Source organism: Echinicola strongylocentroti (assembly GCF_003260975.1).
Classification (GTDB): domain Bacteria; phylum Bacteroidota; class Bacteroidia; order Cytophagales; family Cyclobacteriaceae; genus Echinicola; species Echinicola strongylocentroti.
In genome coordinates, this window is record NZ_CP030041.1 from 4,365,699 (window position 1) to 4,384,533 (window position 18,835).

The 18,835-nt window shown below is 43.6% G+C and carries 15 protein-coding genes; 9 read left to right on the top strand and 6 right to left on the bottom strand.

Annotation, left to right across the window (positions count from 1 at the left end):
* Window positions 1-10 precede the first annotated feature (10 nt).
* Window positions 11-484, bottom strand: a complete 474-nt coding sequence (locus DN752_RS16965) for a response regulator (protein ID WP_112785057.1) — start codon at window positions 482-484, stop codon at window positions 11-13.
* A 242-nt stretch (window positions 485-726) separates the two neighbouring features.
* Between DN752_RS16965 and DN752_RS16970 the strand changes: the two genes are divergently transcribed.
* The 4 genes from DN752_RS16970 to DN752_RS16985 are packed head-to-tail and all read left to right on the top strand — an operon-like array spanning window position 727 to window position 5,730.
* Entirely contained in the window at window positions 727-1,815 is a 1,089-nt protein-coding gene (locus DN752_RS16970) for a ThiF family adenylyltransferase (RefSeq protein ID WP_112785058.1), read from the top strand.
* Between the two features lie 10 nt (window positions 1,816-1,825).
* Window positions 1,826-2,512, top strand: a complete 687-nt coding sequence (locus DN752_RS16975) for a hypothetical protein (RefSeq protein WP_112785059.1) — start codon at window positions 1,826-1,828, stop codon at window positions 2,510-2,512.
* A gap of 7 nt (window positions 2,513-2,519) precedes the next feature.
* Complete coding sequence (locus DN752_RS16980) at window positions 2,520-4,658, top strand: 7TM diverse intracellular signaling domain-containing protein (RefSeq protein ID WP_112785060.1); 2,139 nt, start codon at window positions 2,520-2,522, stop codon at window positions 4,656-4,658.
* Window positions 4,648-5,730, top strand: a complete 1,083-nt coding sequence (locus DN752_RS16985; RefSeq protein WP_112785061.1) for a hybrid sensor histidine kinase/response regulator — start codon at window positions 4,648-4,650, stop codon at window positions 5,728-5,730. Before DN752_RS16980 ends, DN752_RS16985 begins: the two co-directional genes overlap by 11 nt.
* Window positions 5,731-5,769: 39 nt before the next feature.
* Here the strand turns inward: DN752_RS16985 and DN752_RS16990 are convergent, their stop codons facing one another.
* Window positions 5,770-6,489 (bottom strand): SIMPL domain-containing protein, encoded by a 720-nt coding sequence (locus DN752_RS16990; RefSeq protein ID WP_112785062.1) that lies wholly within the window; start codon window positions 6,487-6,489, stop codon window positions 5,770-5,772.
* Between the two features lie 163 nt (window positions 6,490-6,652).
* Here DN752_RS16990 and DN752_RS16995 point away from each other — a divergent pair, with 163 nt between their 5' ends.
* Together DN752_RS16995 and DN752_RS17000 are read left to right on the top strand one after the other, a co-directional pair.
* Window positions 6,653-7,192 carry an inorganic diphosphatase gene (locus DN752_RS16995; RefSeq protein WP_112785063.1) on the top strand — a complete coding sequence of 180 codons (540 nt, stop codon included), beginning with the start codon at window positions 6,653-6,655 and terminating at the stop codon, window positions 7,190-7,192.
* A gap of 136 nt (window positions 7,193-7,328) precedes the next feature.
* A complete protein-coding gene (locus tag DN752_RS17000) occupies window positions 7,329-8,465 on the top strand; it encodes a 1-acyl-sn-glycerol-3-phosphate acyltransferase (RefSeq protein ID WP_112785064.1) in 1,137 nt (378 codons plus the stop codon).
* Between the two features lie 4 nt (window positions 8,466-8,469).
* Here DN752_RS17000 and DN752_RS17005 read toward each other — a convergent pair whose 3' ends face one another.
* Window positions 8,470-11,481: a DNA polymerase III subunit alpha gene (locus DN752_RS17005; protein ID WP_112785065.1), complete on the bottom strand. Its 3,012-nt coding sequence runs from the start codon at window positions 11,479-11,481 to the stop codon at window positions 8,470-8,472.
* 986 nt (window positions 11,482-12,467) lie between these two features.
* On the opposite strand from DN752_RS17005, the gene DN752_RS17010 reads away from it, so the two are divergent.
* Complete coding sequence (locus tag DN752_RS17010; RefSeq protein ID WP_245949277.1) at window positions 12,468-12,839, top strand: DUF983 domain-containing protein; 372 nt, start codon at window positions 12,468-12,470, stop codon at window positions 12,837-12,839.
* Window positions 12,840-12,944: 105 nt separating this feature from the next.
* Here DN752_RS17010 and DN752_RS17015 read toward each other — a convergent pair whose 3' ends face one another.
* Window positions 12,945-14,486, bottom strand: coding sequence for a BCCT family transporter (locus DN752_RS17015; protein WP_112785067.1), 1,542 nt, complete (start codon window positions 14,484-14,486; stop codon window positions 12,945-12,947).
* A 359-nt stretch (window positions 14,487-14,845) separates the two neighbouring features.
* Here DN752_RS17015 and DN752_RS17020 point away from each other — a divergent pair, with 359 nt between their 5' ends.
* Both DN752_RS17020 and DN752_RS17025 read left to right on the top strand, forming a co-directional pair.
* The gene (locus DN752_RS17020) at window positions 14,846-15,892 is read left to right on the top strand and encodes an App1 family protein (RefSeq protein ID WP_112785068.1); all 1,047 of its coding nucleotides are present in this window, start codon (window positions 14,846-14,848) and stop codon (window positions 15,890-15,892) included.
* Between the two features lie 2 nt (window positions 15,893-15,894).
* The gene (locus tag DN752_RS17025) at window positions 15,895-16,773 is read left to right on the top strand and encodes a diacylglycerol/lipid kinase family protein (protein ID WP_112785069.1); all 879 of its coding nucleotides are present in this window, start codon (window positions 15,895-15,897) and stop codon (window positions 16,771-16,773) included.
* Between the two features lie 28 nt (window positions 16,774-16,801).
* Here DN752_RS17025 and DN752_RS17030 read toward each other — a convergent pair whose 3' ends face one another.
* Entirely contained in the window at window positions 16,802-17,257 is a 456-nt protein-coding gene (locus tag DN752_RS17030) for a DinB family protein (RefSeq protein WP_112785070.1), read from the bottom strand.
* A gap of 112 nt (window positions 17,258-17,369) precedes the next feature.
* Window positions 17,370-18,830 carry a Gfo/Idh/MocA family protein gene (locus tag DN752_RS17035; RefSeq protein ID WP_112785071.1) on the bottom strand — a complete coding sequence of 487 codons (1,461 nt, stop codon included), beginning with the start codon at window positions 18,828-18,830 and terminating at the stop codon, window positions 17,370-17,372.
* Window positions 18,831-18,835: the final 5 nt, after the last annotated feature.

Below are 18,835 nucleotides of genomic sequence, written 5' to 3' on the forward strand. Positions count from 1 at the left end.
CGGCCGGAGATTAGGAGAGTAGCTTTTGTCGGAGTAAAAATTCCAGTTGGTCGTTGGCCTTGATCAGGTCTTCAGTAAGTTTTTTGTTTTCTTTCCTGAGGGAGTACACTTCATATGCGTTTTTGATCACTGTCTTAACGTATTCTTCTTCCCAAGGCTTTGTCAAGTAGTGGTAGACTTGACCTTTGTTAATGGCATCTATAACGGCCTGGATGTCAGTGTATCCTGTCAGTAAGATGCGTATCGGTTCAGCGTGTTTTGCAATAATTGATTCTAAAAACTCCACACCGGTTTCTTCGGGCATGCGCTGATCGGTAATGATAATGTCGATGTCATTATTGTCGAGGATTTCCCGTCCTTTATCAGCTGAAACCGCAAGGTGAATCTTAAACTCCCTTCTGAAAGTGGCCTTGAAAGCCTGAAGGTTGTTTTCCTCATCGTCTACGTAAAGTATTCTTATCTTTTCTGTTGTTGCGTCACTCATTGGGTGTTGAATTTTAAGCCGTACCTTGGTGGAGGTATGAGTGGTTTAGAGTGATTTGGCCAAAAGCGGTTAATTTCACACACAAATATATACGTAATTTACTTATTCAAACTCTTTTTAAACAAATCTATTTTGAATTATTACAGTGATATGAAGCGAAATATTCGATTTTTCATTCATTTCTAAGACTTATAATATAACTTTACTTGCATTAATTACCTAATGAACCACCGCAAAATTAAATGAATTTACAGGATAATGAAGAGCTTGATTTTAACTATCAAGGGTTGATTTTTTCCGCAAATGTAGGAGAAGGAAAACATACTGCGTTAGCGGAGCTTATGAGTGATGATCGTATTCAAAAGATTGATCAGCTAGATGTTCAGGTAGCTGAACTGATCAAGATCAATCACCCTACCCAAAAGTTTGATGAGGATCAGTTGAGTGAAAAGGTTACGGAGTTTTATATAGACCATCCTCGAGAGGAATATGGAAACTGGGTCTATTATCATTGGAGACGTCAATTAATTCGTATTTTAGCAAAAGATGACTTTATTGACCTGAGGACATCCCGTAATCGGTACAAGATCACGGAGGAAGAGCAGGATTCCCTTTATACGAAAAAAATTGGTGTGATAGGGCTTTCTGTAGGACAGAGCGTGGCGCTGAGTTTGGCCATGGAAAGGTCATTTGGTGAGCTCCGTATTGCTGATTTTGACACCTTGGAGCTCAGCAATATGAACCGTATTAGGACAGGTCTATATAGCTTGGGAGTAAAAAAAGTATGGGTAGTGGCCCGGGAAATAGCTGAAATAGATCCCTTTCTCAAGGTGGTAATTTATGATAAAGGCATCACTGACGAAAATATCGATGCTTTTTTTGGAGAACGCGGTGGTATAGACCTGCTCGTGGAGGAATGCGACAGCTTACCAGTAAAAATACAGAGTAGGCTGAAAGCCAAAGCTATGGGGATCCCTGTGGTAATGGATACCAGTGACCGGGGAATGATGGATATTGAGCGGTTTGACCTTGATTCTGAACTGCCGATTTTTCATGGTTATCTGGAGAAATTTGGAGATGAAAGTAAACTGCTTGAAAATTTAGCGGATAATTATAGGGAGATATTGTTTGCGATTTTGCATTTTGAGCAATTATCCGAAAGATTAAAACATAGTATGAGCGAAATTGGCAAAACCATAACTACCTGGCCTCAATTGGCTTCTTCTGTCATCATGGGAGGAGCTATGGGCGCCCATTATGCTAGAATGATCCTTTTAAACCAGAAAGTCCCTTCAAATAGGTTCTATGTCGATTTGGACGCGATAAACTAGTAGTAATATAATGAGGGTACGGATACGGGCAGTCAGATCAATATGTGATACTACCACTACTAATAAATACATTGATGGACATTTTTCTGTGTTGGAGTCATATGGAGTGACCAAGGTTACTTCTGCAGATCGATCATGGGCAGAGAATCCTAATGTATATCTTTTGGTGGTGGAGTCAGAAGATGGCTCCAAGGTATTCGGTGGGGGCAGGGTGCAGATTAAGAGCGAAAACTATAATTTGCCATTAGAGCCAGCGATTATCGAAAAGGATACGAGAATTGTAGAGTATATGTCCAAATATGGAGAACTGGAGGTGGCTGAGCTGTGTGGTGTATGGAACTCCAAGGAGATTGCCGGATATGGGATTGGGAGCATTTTTTTGATCCGGGCAGGAGTGGCGGTGGCTTCCCTGCTCAACCTTAAATGCCTTATGGGGTTTTGCTCTCCTTTTACGCTGGAAAATTGTCAGAAACTGGGGTTTAAAATCATTGGGGATCTAGGAGATAGTGGTACCTTTTTATACCCAAAAGAAGGATTGATCGCCACTATATTGGACCTGCAAAACCTAAAGGAATTGCCGAATGCCAAAAAGGAAGAGCGAGAAAAAATCTTTTATTTAAAAGATAATCCTGTTCATTCTTCTGACGAGACTAGTCCAAAAGGAGACTTTACCATATTATATGATTTGGAGACTTGAAGTTGCTATGAAATCACTATTCACTCTGATCGGTTTTAGAAAGCCATTGCTTTTCGTGTTGTTTATTGCCTTTGTTTTGGGAGGCTGTTCGGACGCGGTAAGGCAGGATCAGGAGAAGGAGATAAGGGTCAATCAGTATGCATTGTTGGATGTGAATGATGATGGCTTGTCGGAGGCCACTGTTCAAGAACAACTTTCCGGTACAGAGTTTATTAGTTTGGGGATGCGTTCTGATACCATTTATATCCGGGCAAGTATCAAGGGGGACAGGATTCCTCCGGCAGGAGAGTACTACCTAGAGGTGAAAAGTCCCACTATACGGTATTTGCAAATTCTGGTCAAAGATGGAGAAGGAAATTACCGATCAGTAGGTGAAAAAGGAACGGCATTTATGACCCAAGGTGTAAGTGAGCACCTGAACCCATCCTTTACAGTCAGTGATATTGGTGATAAGGAAATAATATATAAGCTGTACTCTGTCGAGCCGATTTCTTTTGAGACATCGGTGTATCCAAAAGAGGTCTTTGAGCGAACGGAGTCTAGGAGGATGTTGCTGGCCAATATCTACATAGGTATCATGTTGGCATTGTTCCTTTATAATCTCGTTCTTTACTTTTCTGTCAAAGACCGGGTCTATTTGGTGTATTGCCTTTACATTTTGTTTATATCGTTGGCCCAATTATCCTTGGCAGGATATTCGATGCTATTTTTATTTGGGAAGAATTACCGCTTCTTTGAGATGAGTGCCGTTTTGTTTTCTGCCTTTTCAGGGGTGTTTGCAGTGACATTCATCCGGACTTTTTTAAAAACAAAAAGAATTATTCCAAAGCTGGATAAGGTCCTGATAGGCATAGGGCTGATTTATGGTATAGTGTTTTTTGCCAGGCTCTTTTCATTTGTGGAGCTGAGTTATCGGTTAACTGATTTGGCAGGGATGCTGGTAGCGGTATTCTTTTTCTTGTCTGCCATTATAGCGGCCAAAAGTGGTTACCGACCTGCTATTTACTTCTTGATTGCTTGGTCTTTTTTCTTGATAGCGGTGGTGGTTTTTGTACTTAAGAACCTAGGTATAGAGTTTTTCCAAGACTTGGCGAGTTTCCCCATGTTGGTAGGTACGGCACTGGAAGCGATATTGCTTTCCCTGGCCTTGGCCAACAGGATCAATATTCTGAAGAAAGAAAAGGAACAGCAGCAGCAGGGCAAACTGGAGGCGCTAAAAGAAAATGAAAGGTTAGTACGTGAACAGAATGTTATATTAGAAGAAAAAGTTAAATTAAGAACTGAAGAACTCGAGCAGACATTAAAGAACCTTCAAAATACACAAACACAGTTGGTAAATCAGGAGAAAATGGCTTCTTTAGGGCAGTTAACGGCAGGTATTGCCCATGAGATCAATAATCCGATCAATTTTGTAAGCTCCAATATTTCGCCTTTGAAGCGTGATCTTCAGGATGTATTGGAGATTATGGACGCCTACAGAAAGAAGGGGCAGGAGGAATTTTCCGAAGAAGGCAAAAAGTCCATGAAGGACATTGAAGAGGATTTGGAGTTTGATTACCTGGTAGAGGAAATAGAAATGTTGTTGAAGGGAATGGAAGAAGGGGCAAAGCGGACAGTCGAGATCGTGAAAGGTCTAAGGCTGTTTTCCAGGGTGGATGAGCAGGATGTGAAGAAAGTGGATTTGCATGATGGAATTGACAGTACGTTGATATTGCTCAATAGTACAATGGGGCGTATTGAGGTGGAAAAACATTTTGGAGAAATTCCCATGGTGGAATGCCTGGCTGGTAAGATCAATCAAGTGTTCATGAACATTATCAGCAATGCTATCCAAGCGCTTAATGAACAGGGTAGTAGCAACGCTCGTCCGGCCATTACCATCTCTACAGAAACCGTGGATGAAAGAATTAGTATAAAAATAGCGGACAATGGCCCAGGGATGCCCGACCATGTTAAGGAAAGGGTGTTCGAGCCGTTTTTTACCACCAAGGCGGTAGGGAAAGGTACTGGTCTTGGTTTGTCCATTGTCTATAAAATAATTGAAAACCACCAAGGGACATTAGAGGTGTTCTCCGGAGAAGGAGAAGGGACCACTTTTGTAATTACATTGCCTATATATCAAAAAACACCAAGGAATGAGCAGTAAAATACATGTTTTATATTTAGACGATGAGCATAATAACCTCAATTCTTTTAAGGCCAGTCTAAGGAGGGATTTTAAGATTTTCACTGCTATAAATGCCGAAGAAGGATTGGCGATTGCAGCGAAGGAAGATGTCCATGTGGTGATAGCTGACCAACGAATGCCTGGGATGACTGGGGTGGAGTTTTTTGAGGAACTGATGAGGTTTAAGCCTGAGCCGATACGGATACTGCTCACGGGCTATTCCGATATTTCCAGCGTGATCGATGCGATCAATAAGGGTGAAGTCTATCGGTTTATTGATAAGCCTTGGAACTTGGAGCAAATCAAAAATGCGGTAAAGAATGCGGCGGATATTTATTTTACCCGACAGGAGCTAAAAGAAAAAAATACCCGGCTGGAAAAAATGCACTCCGAAATGAACCAGTTCGTATACAGTCTCTCTCATGAACTAAGAGGGCCACTGATGAGTATTTCGGGGGTTTCGAAGCTTGCTAAAATGGAATGTGGAGACGCGACGATTTTGGAGTACTTTGATATGATCGATTCAGCAACAGTGAAGTTGGATGACTTTATTTATAAGATGTTGGATTTTTATCGGTCAACAAAAATCGATAATGTCGTTACCAGTATAAATTTTGAAGAACTTCTGGCGCAGCAATATGAGGCTTATGCCAATAAGTGGGATTTGGATGATGTGAATGTAGAAACGGTTATCCATCAGAATAATTCCTTTAATTCTGATGAAGCTAAACTAAGGGTGGTGTTCAATAACCTGTTTAGCAATGCGTATAAGTTTCAACATGAAGAAAACCCTGACAAGTATATTAAAATCCAGGTAGATGTCCTAGAAGGGAAGGCCATCATACAGGTGGAAGATAACGGGATAGGAATAGATGAAAAATACCAAGCAGAGGTGTTTGAACTGTTTCATCGGGCTACACAAAAAAATGTAGGGTCTGGCATAGGACTTTATATGGTGAAAGAGTCTGTGGAGCAACTCAAGGGAAGTATAGAGCTGGATTCCCAAGTGGGCAATGGTACTTTGTTTAAGATTACAATTCCATCCTTGTAAAAAAAAGCCCTCGAACGAGGGCTTTTAAAATAAGGACGATTAATCTCCAAAACTAAATATAACATTGACTTCGTCAGTGAGCTTCTGTTCTTCAGGTGAAAATGATGGCTCCTGGTCAGCAGCCATGCTTTTTTCCACCCTCATGTATTGCATTTGAACGGGACGGGGAAATGTGATGGGGGTATTGGAGGAATAATTGATACTGGCAACAGAGAGGTGGTCCAGTGACATGGTGGAAGCGATCAATTCAGCCTTTTCCCTTGCATCGTGCAGCGCTTCTTCAAGAAGTTGGGCTTCGTATTTTTCGGCCATTTTTTCGGAGATGGAAAAATTGACGTCAAACATGATTTTCTCATTTTTATTTAAGACTTCGACCACCTTGACCAAGTCTTCAAGGGGATTGGAGAGCGTGACCTTTAGGTTTTGGCTGGCTACATATCCGCTGTCTTTACTTGTACCTTTGGTATAAATCCTGTTGACGTTTACAGTGTAGTTGCTGGTGGTCAATTCGTAATCTTTGACTTTGCTGTTTTTAAGTTGAGCTTCGATTTCGTTGGTTTTTTTGTTGAGCATAGCAGAAGCATCAGATGCTTTCATTGCCTTGTTTTTTAGTCTTACATTGATGATGGCTTCATCAGGTTTGATGGAGATTTCACTTTTTCCGGTTACTGCAATATGATGTTCACTGGCTTTTGACTGGGCATTGACAGTGGTGCACCCTGTCCAGATCACTGCGATAATTAAAAGTACTTTTTTCATATCTAGTAGTTAGTTTTAATACCTATACGGCAAAACATAAGCCAATATGACAGCGCTGTTAAAAAATATAATAAATTCAGCTTTTTTTGTTTTGTTAACTACGTAAATGGCAGTAATTTGCCATCCGTAAAATTTTGCAATAAAAAGTAAAAAAGTTTTTAATATGATTAATCCATGGCATGATGTCCAGATAGGAGAAGATGCTCCTGAGTATGTACAAGGCATCATTGAGATTCCCAAAGGCAGTAAAGGAAAGTATGAGCTGGATAAGAAGACCGGCATGCTGATGTTGGACAGGGTTTTGTTTTCTGCTGTTCATTATCCTGCAAACTATGGCTTTATCCCTCAGACTTTTTGTGAAGACCATGATCCATTGGACATATTGATCATGTCCCAGATCGATATTCCTTCCATGACTTTGGTAAAAGCAAAAGTGATCGGTGTAATGAGGATGATCGATGGTGGTGAGGCTGATGATAAGATCATCGCTGTAGCTGCTGATGATCAGTCAGTAAACTATATCAATGATATAGATGAGCTTCCTCCTTACCTGATGAAAGAGATCCACCGCTTCTTTGAGGACTACAAAAAGCTGGAAAACAAAGAGGTGAAAGTAGAAGATTTCCTAGGAAAAGAAGACGCCATGAGAATCGTAAATGAGAGTGTGGAGCTCTACGATAAGAACTTCCGGACAAAAAAATAAACTAAAAGCCATCGAAAGATGGCTTTTTTTATGGATCCCTGTATGTTTAGCTTAGCTAAGTGATAACTAAAGTTGGCACTGATGGTCTGCCAACGCTTTATTTTTTGTATTTTGCGGCTTAGTAAATGAGAACTACATGTCCAATTTTGATCATATAAGACCGTTTTATGATACTGAAGTGAATCAAGCCATCAGAGAGATCAGTGATGATCCCATGATGAAAGCTATTATGAACTTCACGTTTCCTGAAATGGAAGAAAAGGAATGGAAGAAGGAGCTGAACAGAACGTACTCTATTCGTGATTTTCAGATTAACTTCATCTATCCGGCCATTGAAATGGTGCTGAAGCGGAGTAGCCAAGGATTGACCTATTCGGGGTTGCATCAGCTTGATCAGCATGTCCCGTATTTATTTATCTCCAATCACAGAGACATCATTCTAGATACATCTTTGCTTAATTATGTCCTTTTTAATAACGGGCTGATGATGACTTCTTCTGCTATCGGAGATAATCTGGTGAAGCGACCTTTGCTGATGACCTTGTCTCGTCTGACGCGTAACTTTATGGTGCAGCGAGGGCTTTCTGCCAGGGAATTATTGGAGAGCTCAAAGCTTATGTCAGCATATATCCAAGACCTGCTGTTTCATGAAAACAGGTCCGTTTGGATTGCGCAGCGGGAAGGACGGACCAAAGATGGAAATGACGCTACCCAAAAGGGGGTGCTGAAGATGATTTCCATGGCGAGGGGAGAAGTCAAGGAAATGGAATATTTCAAAAAAATACACATCGTCCCAGTGTCTATCTCCTATGAATACGACCCCACCGATGTGCTAAAAATGCCTGAACTAATGGCCAAATCCCGGTCAGAAGTTTATGTAAAGCATGAAAATGAAGATTTTAATACCATCCTTAACGGGATCATGGGACAAAAAAAGCGGATTCACGTCCATGTGGATAAGCCCTTGGATGGGGAAATCGATAAAATCATCAAAAGCGGAGAGGCTGCCAATAAACAATTCCAATACCTGTGTGAAGTAATAGATCAGAAAATTGTCTCCAACTACAAGTTGTGGCCGACCAATTTTATTGCGCATGACCTACATCACGGTGGAGAACAATACCGTGATAAATATACCAAGGAAGAACGTGAAGAATTTCAATCGCGTATGGCCAAGGGGATAGATCTACAGGATGAGGTGGCTGTGAAGAATTTTCTTTCCATGTATGCCAATCCAGTGACCAACCAAGAAGCATTGAAGGTCAAGTCCTGACCAGTTAAGTTTGTTTAACGCGGTTTATGGGCGTGAGCGTAGTAGAAGAGGAAGGCTGGTCATCGGCGGCATTCCAATAGGCCAGTTTTTGGCAGTTGGTGATCTCCAAGGTGTAAAAGTCAAATTCTTCAGTGATTTTCCCTTTCAATAAATAAATGCCACGTCCCGTCAAAGGGAATCTTTTGACAATAGGCGGGAAGTGTACCGTGTCAATCCAGAGTCCGTCCCTGTCCAAGAAAGTACCAAAATTCATCACATCACCTTTGACGGTTCTGGTATATTTTACAGTGACCAGGTACCCGAGCAGTTGGACTTCCTTGCCGACAAAGCGGCCAATGTCCTTTGCTTTTTGGGAGGGGAAGTGTTGCTCTTTGAGCAATAGGAAGGGATCGTCCACTGGGAATTCCATGATTTCTAATTGGTCTAGGATGTCTTGCCGTGGATCATTGGTTTCTAATTGAGGAACTTGGAGTTCTCGGAGGTTGATTTGGCGGAAAAGGTGGTTGGTGGACGTCTTGTTTTTTCGTTTGTTGGTAATAAAATGTGCTTCCCACAGCAGTGCCTGCTTGGTTTTGGAAGTAAATCGAAAGGCTTCTATCCTGATCAGGATCAGTAATTGTTCGAGACTGATACTTACCCGGTTGATAAAATCCCTGAGATCCGAAAATGGGCCTTCTAGGGTGCGGTTATGCAAGATGCTGTTGGTGATTTCTTTTTGTAAGTATTTTAGGTGGATAAAGCCTAGGTAAACGGTTGTGCCTTTGATGGAGGTGAGTTGTTCGCTTTCATTAATATGGGGGAGCTGGACATCTGCATTATAGGATTGAAGTTCCCTGATGTAGAATTCGGTTTTGTAAAACCCTCCAAAATTATTAATGACTCCCACCATGAATTCCAAAGGAAAGTGGGCTTTCAGGTAAAGGCTCTGGTAGCTTTCTACGGCAAATGAGGCCGAGTGGCCCTTGGCAAATGAATATCCTGCAAAACTCTCGATTTGATACCATACCTCATTTGTGGTTTTTTTGTCACGGCCTTTATTGAGGGATTTTTTAAAAAAACTTGCCTTTACCTTGGTGAATTCTTCCCTGGACCGAAACTTTCCGCTCATGCCCCTCCTCAGTACATCCGCCTCGTCAAAAGACAATCCTGCATAATAGTGGGCCACTTTGATGACATCTTCTTGATATACCATGATGCCGTAAGTTTCGGGCATCAGGTCGTAAAGGATGGGGTGCGCCCTGGACTTTCGCAAATCCGGAGTGCGATGGCGTAGGATGTATTCACGCATCATACCAGAGCGTGCCACCCCCGGTCTGATGATGGAGCTGGCCGCTACCAGCCCTAAGTATTCATCTACTTTAAGTTTGGCCAATAACATGCGCATAGCTGGGGATTCTACGTAAAACGCACCGATCGTGTGCCCTCTCCTTAGGTGCTCTTTTACTTTTGTGTCTTTTTTGAAGTCAGCAATGCGGTGGATATCAATATGTTTGCCTTGGTTCTTTTGGATGATTGCTAAGCTGTCCCGGATATGTCCTAGTCCACGCTGACTGAGGATGTCGAATTTGGCGAAACCGATTTCTTCAGCCGTGACCATGTCAAAATGTGAAATGGGATAGCCTTTTGGGGGAAGGTCGGTAGCGGTGTAGTAATGGATGGGGTGTTGGGAAATCAAGATACCGCCGGCATGGATGCTGAGATGGCTGGGCATTCCTTGGAGCAGGTGGCTGTACTTGAGTACTAGCTGGCCGATGCGGTCAGGAATATAATTGCCTGGCTTGGATACATGATTGATCAATGCTTCAATGTCCGTTTTGGGCAGGCCAAAAACTTTACCCAATTCACGAATGGATGAATTGATTTGGAAGGTGTTGTGTGTAGCTAGCAAGCAAACATGTTCGTGTCTGTCAGTGTTGTATTCGTTGAAAATGTGCTCAATGACGTGGTCACGATCACGCCAGGAAAAATCAATATCAAAGTCCGGCGGAGAGGACCTGTACAGGTTGATAAAACGCTCAAAATACAGGTCAAGTTCAATAGGATCCACATCCGTAATGTACAAGCAATAAGCTACCATGCTGTTGGCGCCACTGCCCCTGCCGACATAGTAAAAGCCCTCTCGTCGGGCATAAGTTATGATTTCATGGTTGATGAGAAAGTAGGAGACAAAATTCTTCTGTTGGATAATGTCCAGTTCTTTTTGGATACGGGCTTCTTGGGTGGGTGAAAGGACCTTGCCATATCGCTGTCGGGCACCTTTATAGGCCAGCAGGTGTAGTCTGTTGACATCTGCTTGGGAGGAGCCGAAGAGGGAGGCCTTGTTTTCTACTTTTCGGTACTCGTGATCAAAATGACAGCTTGCGAGCAGTTCTTGTGTTTGCTGGAGCAACCAATACTGCTGATCGCAGCGTTCTGTTAATTCCAATGTGCTGTAAAATCGGTCGGATAGATCTGCCTGTTCCGATGTTGGGAGTTTGCTCAAGAGGGTGTTCAGCTCGATGCAGCGCAATAGACGATGGATATTGAAAGATTGTTGAGAGTGGAAGGTGGCAGGCTGCAGGAGGACCCAGCGGTGCTTTTGTGCTGCCCAAGAGGAACGTAGCGCCTTTTTGATCTGGTAGGGATGGATACCGATGTATTCATGGGATTGTAATTCGAAATAGGTTTGCCCAAAAGGATAGATGACTGCAGTGTGCTGCCATTCAGGCGCTTTTTCTGGGATGGCTGTTTTTTTTCTTTTATGGTAAGATAGGTGCTTGTTCATTTCCCAAAACCCATGATGGTTCCTTGCCAAGCCGATGTATTGCTGTTGGATACCGTTCCTGAAGTCAATGCCAATGACTGGGTGCATGCCAGCTGATTTTGCTGCTTTGATAAATGGATAAACGGCTGCGGTACAGTTGATGTCAGTAAGTGCCAGACAGCGAACACCTTTTGCTCGGGCTTGCTCTACCAGCTCCTGTACGGACAGGGTTCCGTATCGAAAACTGAAGTGGGAATGGCAATTGATGTACATGGTTATGAGTGCCTTATATTGATGGTGTAAATATATGGGTTTATTTTATGAACTAAAAAATGTTTGTTTTGTAAACTATTTATAACCCCCTAAAAATGAAATGCTGCTAGTCTCCTTATTTGCACGAAAGCTTGTCTTTTTTTGTAATAATGGACGAGGCAGGCCCCACTGATAGATGACTGGAACTTAAACCCCGAATTCAATGCGGGGTGAAATGAAAGGGGGCTCGGTGAGATGCTGAGGGCGAACGCATTTAAAAAAGTGTCCCAGTTTGAATATATCTGCCGTTCCTATGGAATTTAGCTTCATATGCTTTATTGGACTTTCCTACTTTTTCCCCCGAAAGCTTTCGGGGCAGGCTATTGATGAAAAAGTAGGCAAAAAATCTAGGCCATGGAGCATTCTTCGCATTAAGTGGTTAGGTTTACGAGTACGAATTCGGTTGCCTTAATTTGATTTTGTGCTAGTTGCTATGGGCTAAAAATGAGTGGATCTCGCTTGTCCACTGCACGAGCTAACTCATTTTCTTAACGCCCCCATCAACTGTCCCAAAACCGAATGCTCCAAAGGCCGAATAATGGACTCTCAGTGACTACTTCGTTTCTATGAGACTGAGTGTTGCGTTACGGATACACATAAACTTATCTAAACCATTCTCCCCACTTGGGCAGATAGGTGCGGTGGATTATTCGTCCTTTAGACCAATTGATGCTCGTGCTCTTTCAGTATTTGCCGGGAGAGGTTGCTGCTATTCCTAATGTACAAACTGCGGTAAAGTGCCAGCGGCACGATAAATTTAGTAACCTGGGGATTCATCCGCAGGACGTTAAGCACTCATCAGCCTCCAGAAGGAGTGCCAGCGGCACGGATGATAGCTGCCCTACACGAAATTAATACTAAATGTGTTTGCCTTGGTGAGATGCTGGAAATAGAGGGGAATGATAGGCTTTTTTATTATCTTTGTGTCAGCAAAAAAAATGGTGAATATGAAGAGTAAAGGAGCTGCGATCTTGGCTGCAAAGTGCCCCAAATGCCATAAAGGAAATGTTTTTCCTGTTTCGCTTTTTAGCTTTAGAAAACTGTCAAAGGTCAATGCCCACTGCCCGCATTGCGGTGTTTCTTTGGAGCCAGAGCCGGATTTTTATTATGGAGCCATGTACATCAGCTATGCATTGTCCGTGGGGCTGTTGATCAATGTGATGATCATTCTCAATTTTTTCTTTGGAGACCCTGATCTTTGGGTTTATTTGGTATCGGTAGCGGTGGCCAATGTCCTGCTGTTACCGGTGATGTTGCGCTATTCAAAAGTGCTGTATTTATATGTTGCTGGAAAGCTCAGGTACGACCCAAGTGCGTGATTTTTCTGGAGATCAAGGTGTCCTTTGACCCGATTTATGCTCGCTGAAGACCATTAGTCCAGGGGGGAGGGAGGACACGTTTGCTTTGATGGTGAAGTAGGATGTTTACCATCTTTTAAGGTATTTCTTTGGATGCCACATCAGTTTGTTGAGGCTGATGGTAATGCCCGTGAGCAGTAATAGCGCAGGAAGGCCTCCGAGGTTGGAAAGCATTTTTACCCCATCTATACCGGCAAAGGTGATCATGATCCATGCCAAAAGGCCGACCAGCATCCCCCATACCACTTTTAGGGTAGTGTCCGAATCGAAATCCTCTAAGGAGAATTTTTTCATGCTCAGTGAAGCCATTGCCTCCGTGCTGGAGTCGGCCGCAGTGACATAACTGATGAACATGGCAATGACAAAAGCTGGGCGTAGGATTTCTGTGTGGCCGATATTTCCAAATACCTCATAGATGATGGACTCTGGTCCTGAAGTTTCCAATAGGTTCTTGAATAGTTCAGGAGACTGGGAGGCGTAGTACAAAGTGCTTCCTCCGAAAATACTCATCCAGAAAAGACAAAAACAGGCCGGTAACAGCCAGGTGAAAAGTAAAAATTCCCTAACGGTTCTTCCATAGGCTATTTTGCCCAGAAATAAGGCGGTGATGGGAGCCCAGGCCATCCAGTTTGCCCAGTTGAAGACTGACCAAGACTGGGTCCACTCGCTATTGCGGACGTCTCCCCATTGTAGGCTAAGAGGAAGCACGTTTTTCAGGTAATTCCCTGCGCCAGTATATGCTGCCTCCATGATGGCAGAAGTGGGGCCAATAAAAAGGATGATGATGCTGAAGATTACAAAAAAGGAAAAATTGAGCTGGCTAAGGTTTTTGATACCGTGGTCAATCCCGGAAGAAGCTGATACAATGAATGAACAGATAATAGCCAAGGTGACCAAGGGTAATAGGATATCCCTATTAAGGCTTTGCCATTGGTCAGCGATGCCGCCAGATATACTTAAAATCCCCGCTCCCAAGGAAGCGGACATTCCTGCCACCAAGGCGAATAAACAAATCATGTCAATCCAGCTGGCCAGTTTAGTGCGGCCGTATGGGCCAAGAAGGGGAGCCAAAGGACTACTTAGGCTGAACTTTAGGTTGGCATTGTATATCGCCAAGGCAATGCCCAGCGCAGGGATCGCATAAATGGCGTAAGGAGTGAGTCCCCAATGTAAGAATATGGCGCCCATGGAAAAGGCAGCAGCCTCCTTCTCACCACCTTCAAAAGGTGTAAAGGAAGGAGGAAAAAGAAAATGGAAAAGGGGTTCGGCACTCCCCCAAAAGAGAATTCCGACAGCGACTGTAGTGCAGAGCACAATGGAAAACCAGCTTATCCGGTTGAATTTTGGACGGGCATCTTTGCCGCCAATGCGAACCTTGCCCAGTGGTGAAAAAACAATCAGTAGGCAGGTGATGACCATAGCAAAGGAGCTGTAGGAGAATAGCAATGAAAAGTGGTCTAGTATAAAAGTGTTTAGTCTGTCAAGGGAGCTTTCAAAAACCGCTGGGCTAAAAATACTGGTGCCTACAGCAGTCAGGATTAGTAAAAAGGGAGGCCAGAAAACCCTTCTCCTGATGGGGGTATCTAAGACGGAAGCAAGTTTTTTCAAAATCGATGGGGTAAAATATCAAGAATATTTTTGATAACGCATTGGGGCTTATTCCTGCTTGTGGCAAAGACGCCTTTATGTGGAATACCTGTGGATCCAAGCTGTAAAGACGGTCTGCTAGATGAATTATTTGGTTATTTGGACGAAACATTGGATGTCATTAAGTTCGGATTATTTTTATTAAAAATAAAGGTATCTTTAGAATAACAATTTCTTTGGGACGATTGTTGAGACAGTGAATACACCGTTTTTTTAATCTGGTTTATGCATTAGGGAACGCAATACCTGTGCGCCGTGGCGTAGATAGGCTAATGCATATTCCGGGTTTAACTGATGCTAGGAAATAAAGGAATAGGAATATGATTTTAAGAATATTGACATTTCCCTTTCGCTATACTTTTGGTAAAGTGAAAAAGGTAGTAGGTAAACTAGGACAGATAAAAATTGAACCGTTGTATGCTTTTGGGAATGAGGAGTGTGTTTATGTAAAAGGGCGTGTGGTAGAGGCCTATCGACAAAGCAAGCCCTCGGCCAAAAATAGTAGTGTGCAAAATATTTTTGCGGCGCTAAGGAGGTATGCGGGCAGCAGTGTGCCCGACGCCAAGGTCATTGTCACTTATTTTGGCCAGCAAAAGGAAGTCTATAGCGATGAGGAAGGGATTATCAATTGTGAGTTTAATACGGTCTGCCCAAATCCCGAGGAAGATCATAGGGTTGGTTTTAGCTTAGTAGAGGAAGAGGGGCTGGTCGCTGAAAAGAAAAATAATTTTCTTAAAGTGAGTCAGTATTCCAAAACGCACCCTGTAGGGGTGATTTCTGATATAGACGACACTGTATTGGTTTCTCATGCTACTGATGTAGGAAAAAAATTATGGTTGTCTGTTTCCAAAAATGCTTTTACCAGAAGGCCGTTTCCAGGAGTGAGTGAGTTTTATAGAGAGCTTACCGTGAATGGAAAACATCCGATATTCTACGTTTCCAGCAGTGATTGGAACCTATTTGATTTGATCAAGGATTTTTTAGCGTATCGTAATATTCCTTCAGGGCCTATACTACTGCAAGACCTCCATCTAAATTTGAAGAATATTTGGAAATCAGGAGGTGGTAGCCACCAGCATAAGTTGGAAAAGATAAGAATGCTGCTGGACATGTATCCAGGGATGCATTTTTTTCTAATTGGAGACAGCGGGCAGCATGATCCCGAGCTGTATGCAGAGGTGGTGAAGTCCTATCCGGATAGGATAAAGTCTGTTTATATCCGGAAGGTAGATGACGATGAGGAGGGCAGTCGGGAGACCTTGGTGGAGGAATTGAAGAAAATAGAGAATGCTGCTCAGATGGTCTTTGTGAAGACGACCCAAGAGGCCATTAGGCATGCAAGACAACACGAGTATATACCTTCTTGACTATGACAAAAAAACGGTTTTTATACATTCTTAATCCGATCTCAGGAGATGGGGTTGACCGGGAAGAGGTGTTGGATATCCTTTCCAACAATCTTTATGGTATCGAAATAACGGTATGGGAAACCACAGGAAGCCCCGATGATCCAAAGGAAATTCAGCAAATGCTCAAGGAAAAACAGTGGGATGGGCTTTTGGTAGGAGGGGGAGATGGTACCATTAAAATGGTGGTGACAGCGATTCTGGGTGCTCAGTTACCGTTGGGAATCATTCCTTTAGGATCGGCAAATGGCCTGGCCACTGGATTTGGAATCCATGGTGTGTCTGATGCTTGCTATGCTGTCCAAAAAGGGAAAGTGGAGGCGGTAGATTTATGGGATATCAATGGCGAGCTGTGCATTCATCTCAGCGATTTTGGCTTTAATGCCGGACTGGTAAAAAAATCAACCGCCCTCCAGCATAGAGGCATGCTGGCGTATGCCAAAAGCTCATTGGAGCAGTTAAAGGAAATGAGGCAGTATACTTTTGTGATCAAAGCTGATGGAATAGAAGAAAAGGTGAAGGCCAAGAGCTTGGTGGTGGCCAATGGCAATAAGTATGGTACTGGAGCTGTGATCAATCCTACTGGAAATGTCGGGGATGGTAAATTTGAGGTGGTGACACTTGACCCTGAGGGGCTAGAAGAGATCATTGGGCTTTCATTGGCGATGTTTAATGACCGGTTAGGAGAGGTGGCCCACGTGAAGACCAGGAGCTTTGACAAGGCAGAGATTGAAAACCCCGAGGGGGCAGATTTCCAGATTGATGGAGAAGTAATGCCCCAGACAGATCAGATCAAAATAGAAGCTATGCCTCACAAGGTAAACTTTTACTGTCTTGTATAAGTGAACAGTCTGGGGAGATAAGGGGGATTTAGGCCCGTACCGCTTTCCTTTGGGCCATGGCATAGCCAAGGTGCATGCCTTCATGGATGCTGTTGAATTCCACGGCTTCTGAAATATTTCTAAGTGTAGCGCCAAAGCTGGTGGTGTATTCATTGAATTCCTTGAAATGGCCAGCCATAAAGTCATTTTTGAAGCTTTCCAATGTGGACAGGGCTAATATTTTAAGTTCTTCGATCTCCTTGGAGGTGGCAGGGGCCTCAGGCTTGGTGCCTTTACGGTATTTTTCTACCAGTTCACCAGAAACCAACATATCTTGACCTGATAGTTTATAACATAATAATTGCTGGGTAACTATGACGTGTCCAAAATTCCAAACGATGTTATTGTTAAATCCCGTAGGGATTTCATTGAGTTCGGCGAGGGTCATTCCATTGATCAAGTGAATGAAGTTTTCTCTAGTTTTTATGGTTGAATTTATGTTCATGGGGGATGTAAAGTGGATGTGGTTAATATTAAAGTTAGGTGATTTTTTTAAGCTTTTATCCTTTTAAAAGAAAAAAGCTGGCCATGTAGGCCAGCTTTTGGTTTTTTATGGGTTAGACACCAAGTGACCAATCTTCTCGGTATTCCCGTTTCACAAACTGATTAGCTTCATCGAAGTTGGTTACTTTCATATTAGGTCCATCCCATACCAGCTTGATTCCCCTGCCAGGGTAATCATAGCCTCCGTTTTCGCGTGGTTTTCTTACGTCATAGCTGCGTATGGCAAGGTTGCCCATAAGCACCGACTCCGTCAGTGGTCCAGCAATAGAAAAAGGAGAACTGAGTTCTTTGAATTCCTTGCTGCCATGTCCGGCTACGCAAGCCTTTACCCATTGGGCATAGTGGCCATTGTCACCGTTTTCAACTCTAGGGATGGTTTTTGGTACTTTTTTACCATCCTCTCTGGAAGTTGGTAGCAGCATGGGGTTGATGCCATAGGTGGAGCACATCATTTTGCCTTTGGAGCCTTCGATGATCACGCCATTGCCGCCATCGCCCATTTGTTCGTTAGGGCCAAGCTCTTCTGGTCGGGTAGGTTGGATACCACCGTCCATCCAGTGGAATTCCAGGTCTTTGCCGCTTGGCATTTTGAATTTAAGGGTGACGTGGGAGGATGGAGGACATCCGTCAGGGAAATAACCGCGCTGGAATTCACCTACGTAGACAGAGCCAACACTACATTCGGCTTCTGTAGGATAGCCGAGGTCTAGGGCTCTGAAGGGCGGTTCCATGATGTGACAGGCCATGTCACCAAGGGCACCGGTGCCATAATCCCACCATCCACGCCAATTGAACGGGACGAGATTGTCTACATATTCTTTATAGGGAGCAGTGCCTAGCCAAAGGTCCCAGTCAAGTTCTTTTGGGGGTGTGGTGCCCTGTTCTGGCCATTGGATGCCTTGCGGCCATACTGGCCGGTTGGTCCAGCACCATACCTTGGTGGCTTCACCGATCAGTCCTGCATCGTACCACTCCACCATCCGACGGACGCCATCACCTGAGGATCCTTGATTGCCCATTTGGGTGACTACTTTGTATTTTTCGGCCGCTTGCGTGAGCATTCGGGCTTCGTAGATGTCGTGGGTAAGCGGCTTCTGGACATAGACGTGTTTTCCAAGCTGCATGGCGGCCATGGTCATGACAGCATGGTTATGGTCAGGAGTGGAAATGGTTACCGCATCGATGTTTTTTTGTTCTTTTTCCAAAAGCTCCCTGTAGTCTTTATAGTATTTGGCTTTTGGGAAGCGCTCGCGGGAAGTGGCGGCCCTTCTGTCGTCCACATCGCATAGGTAGCCGATTTCAGCATGGCCACTTTGGTACATGGAGTTGATGTCACTTTGGCCCTTCCCCCCAGCACCGATGCCGGCGATGACGATCTTGTCACTTGGAGCAGTGAAACCAGGACCTCCTAAGACGTGTCGTGGCACTAAGTAAAATCCTGCAGCGGCTGTGGCTGCACCTTTCAAAAACTCTCTTCTGGAATGACCAGTGCTGAGTGGCTTTTGCTTTTTCATGGGAA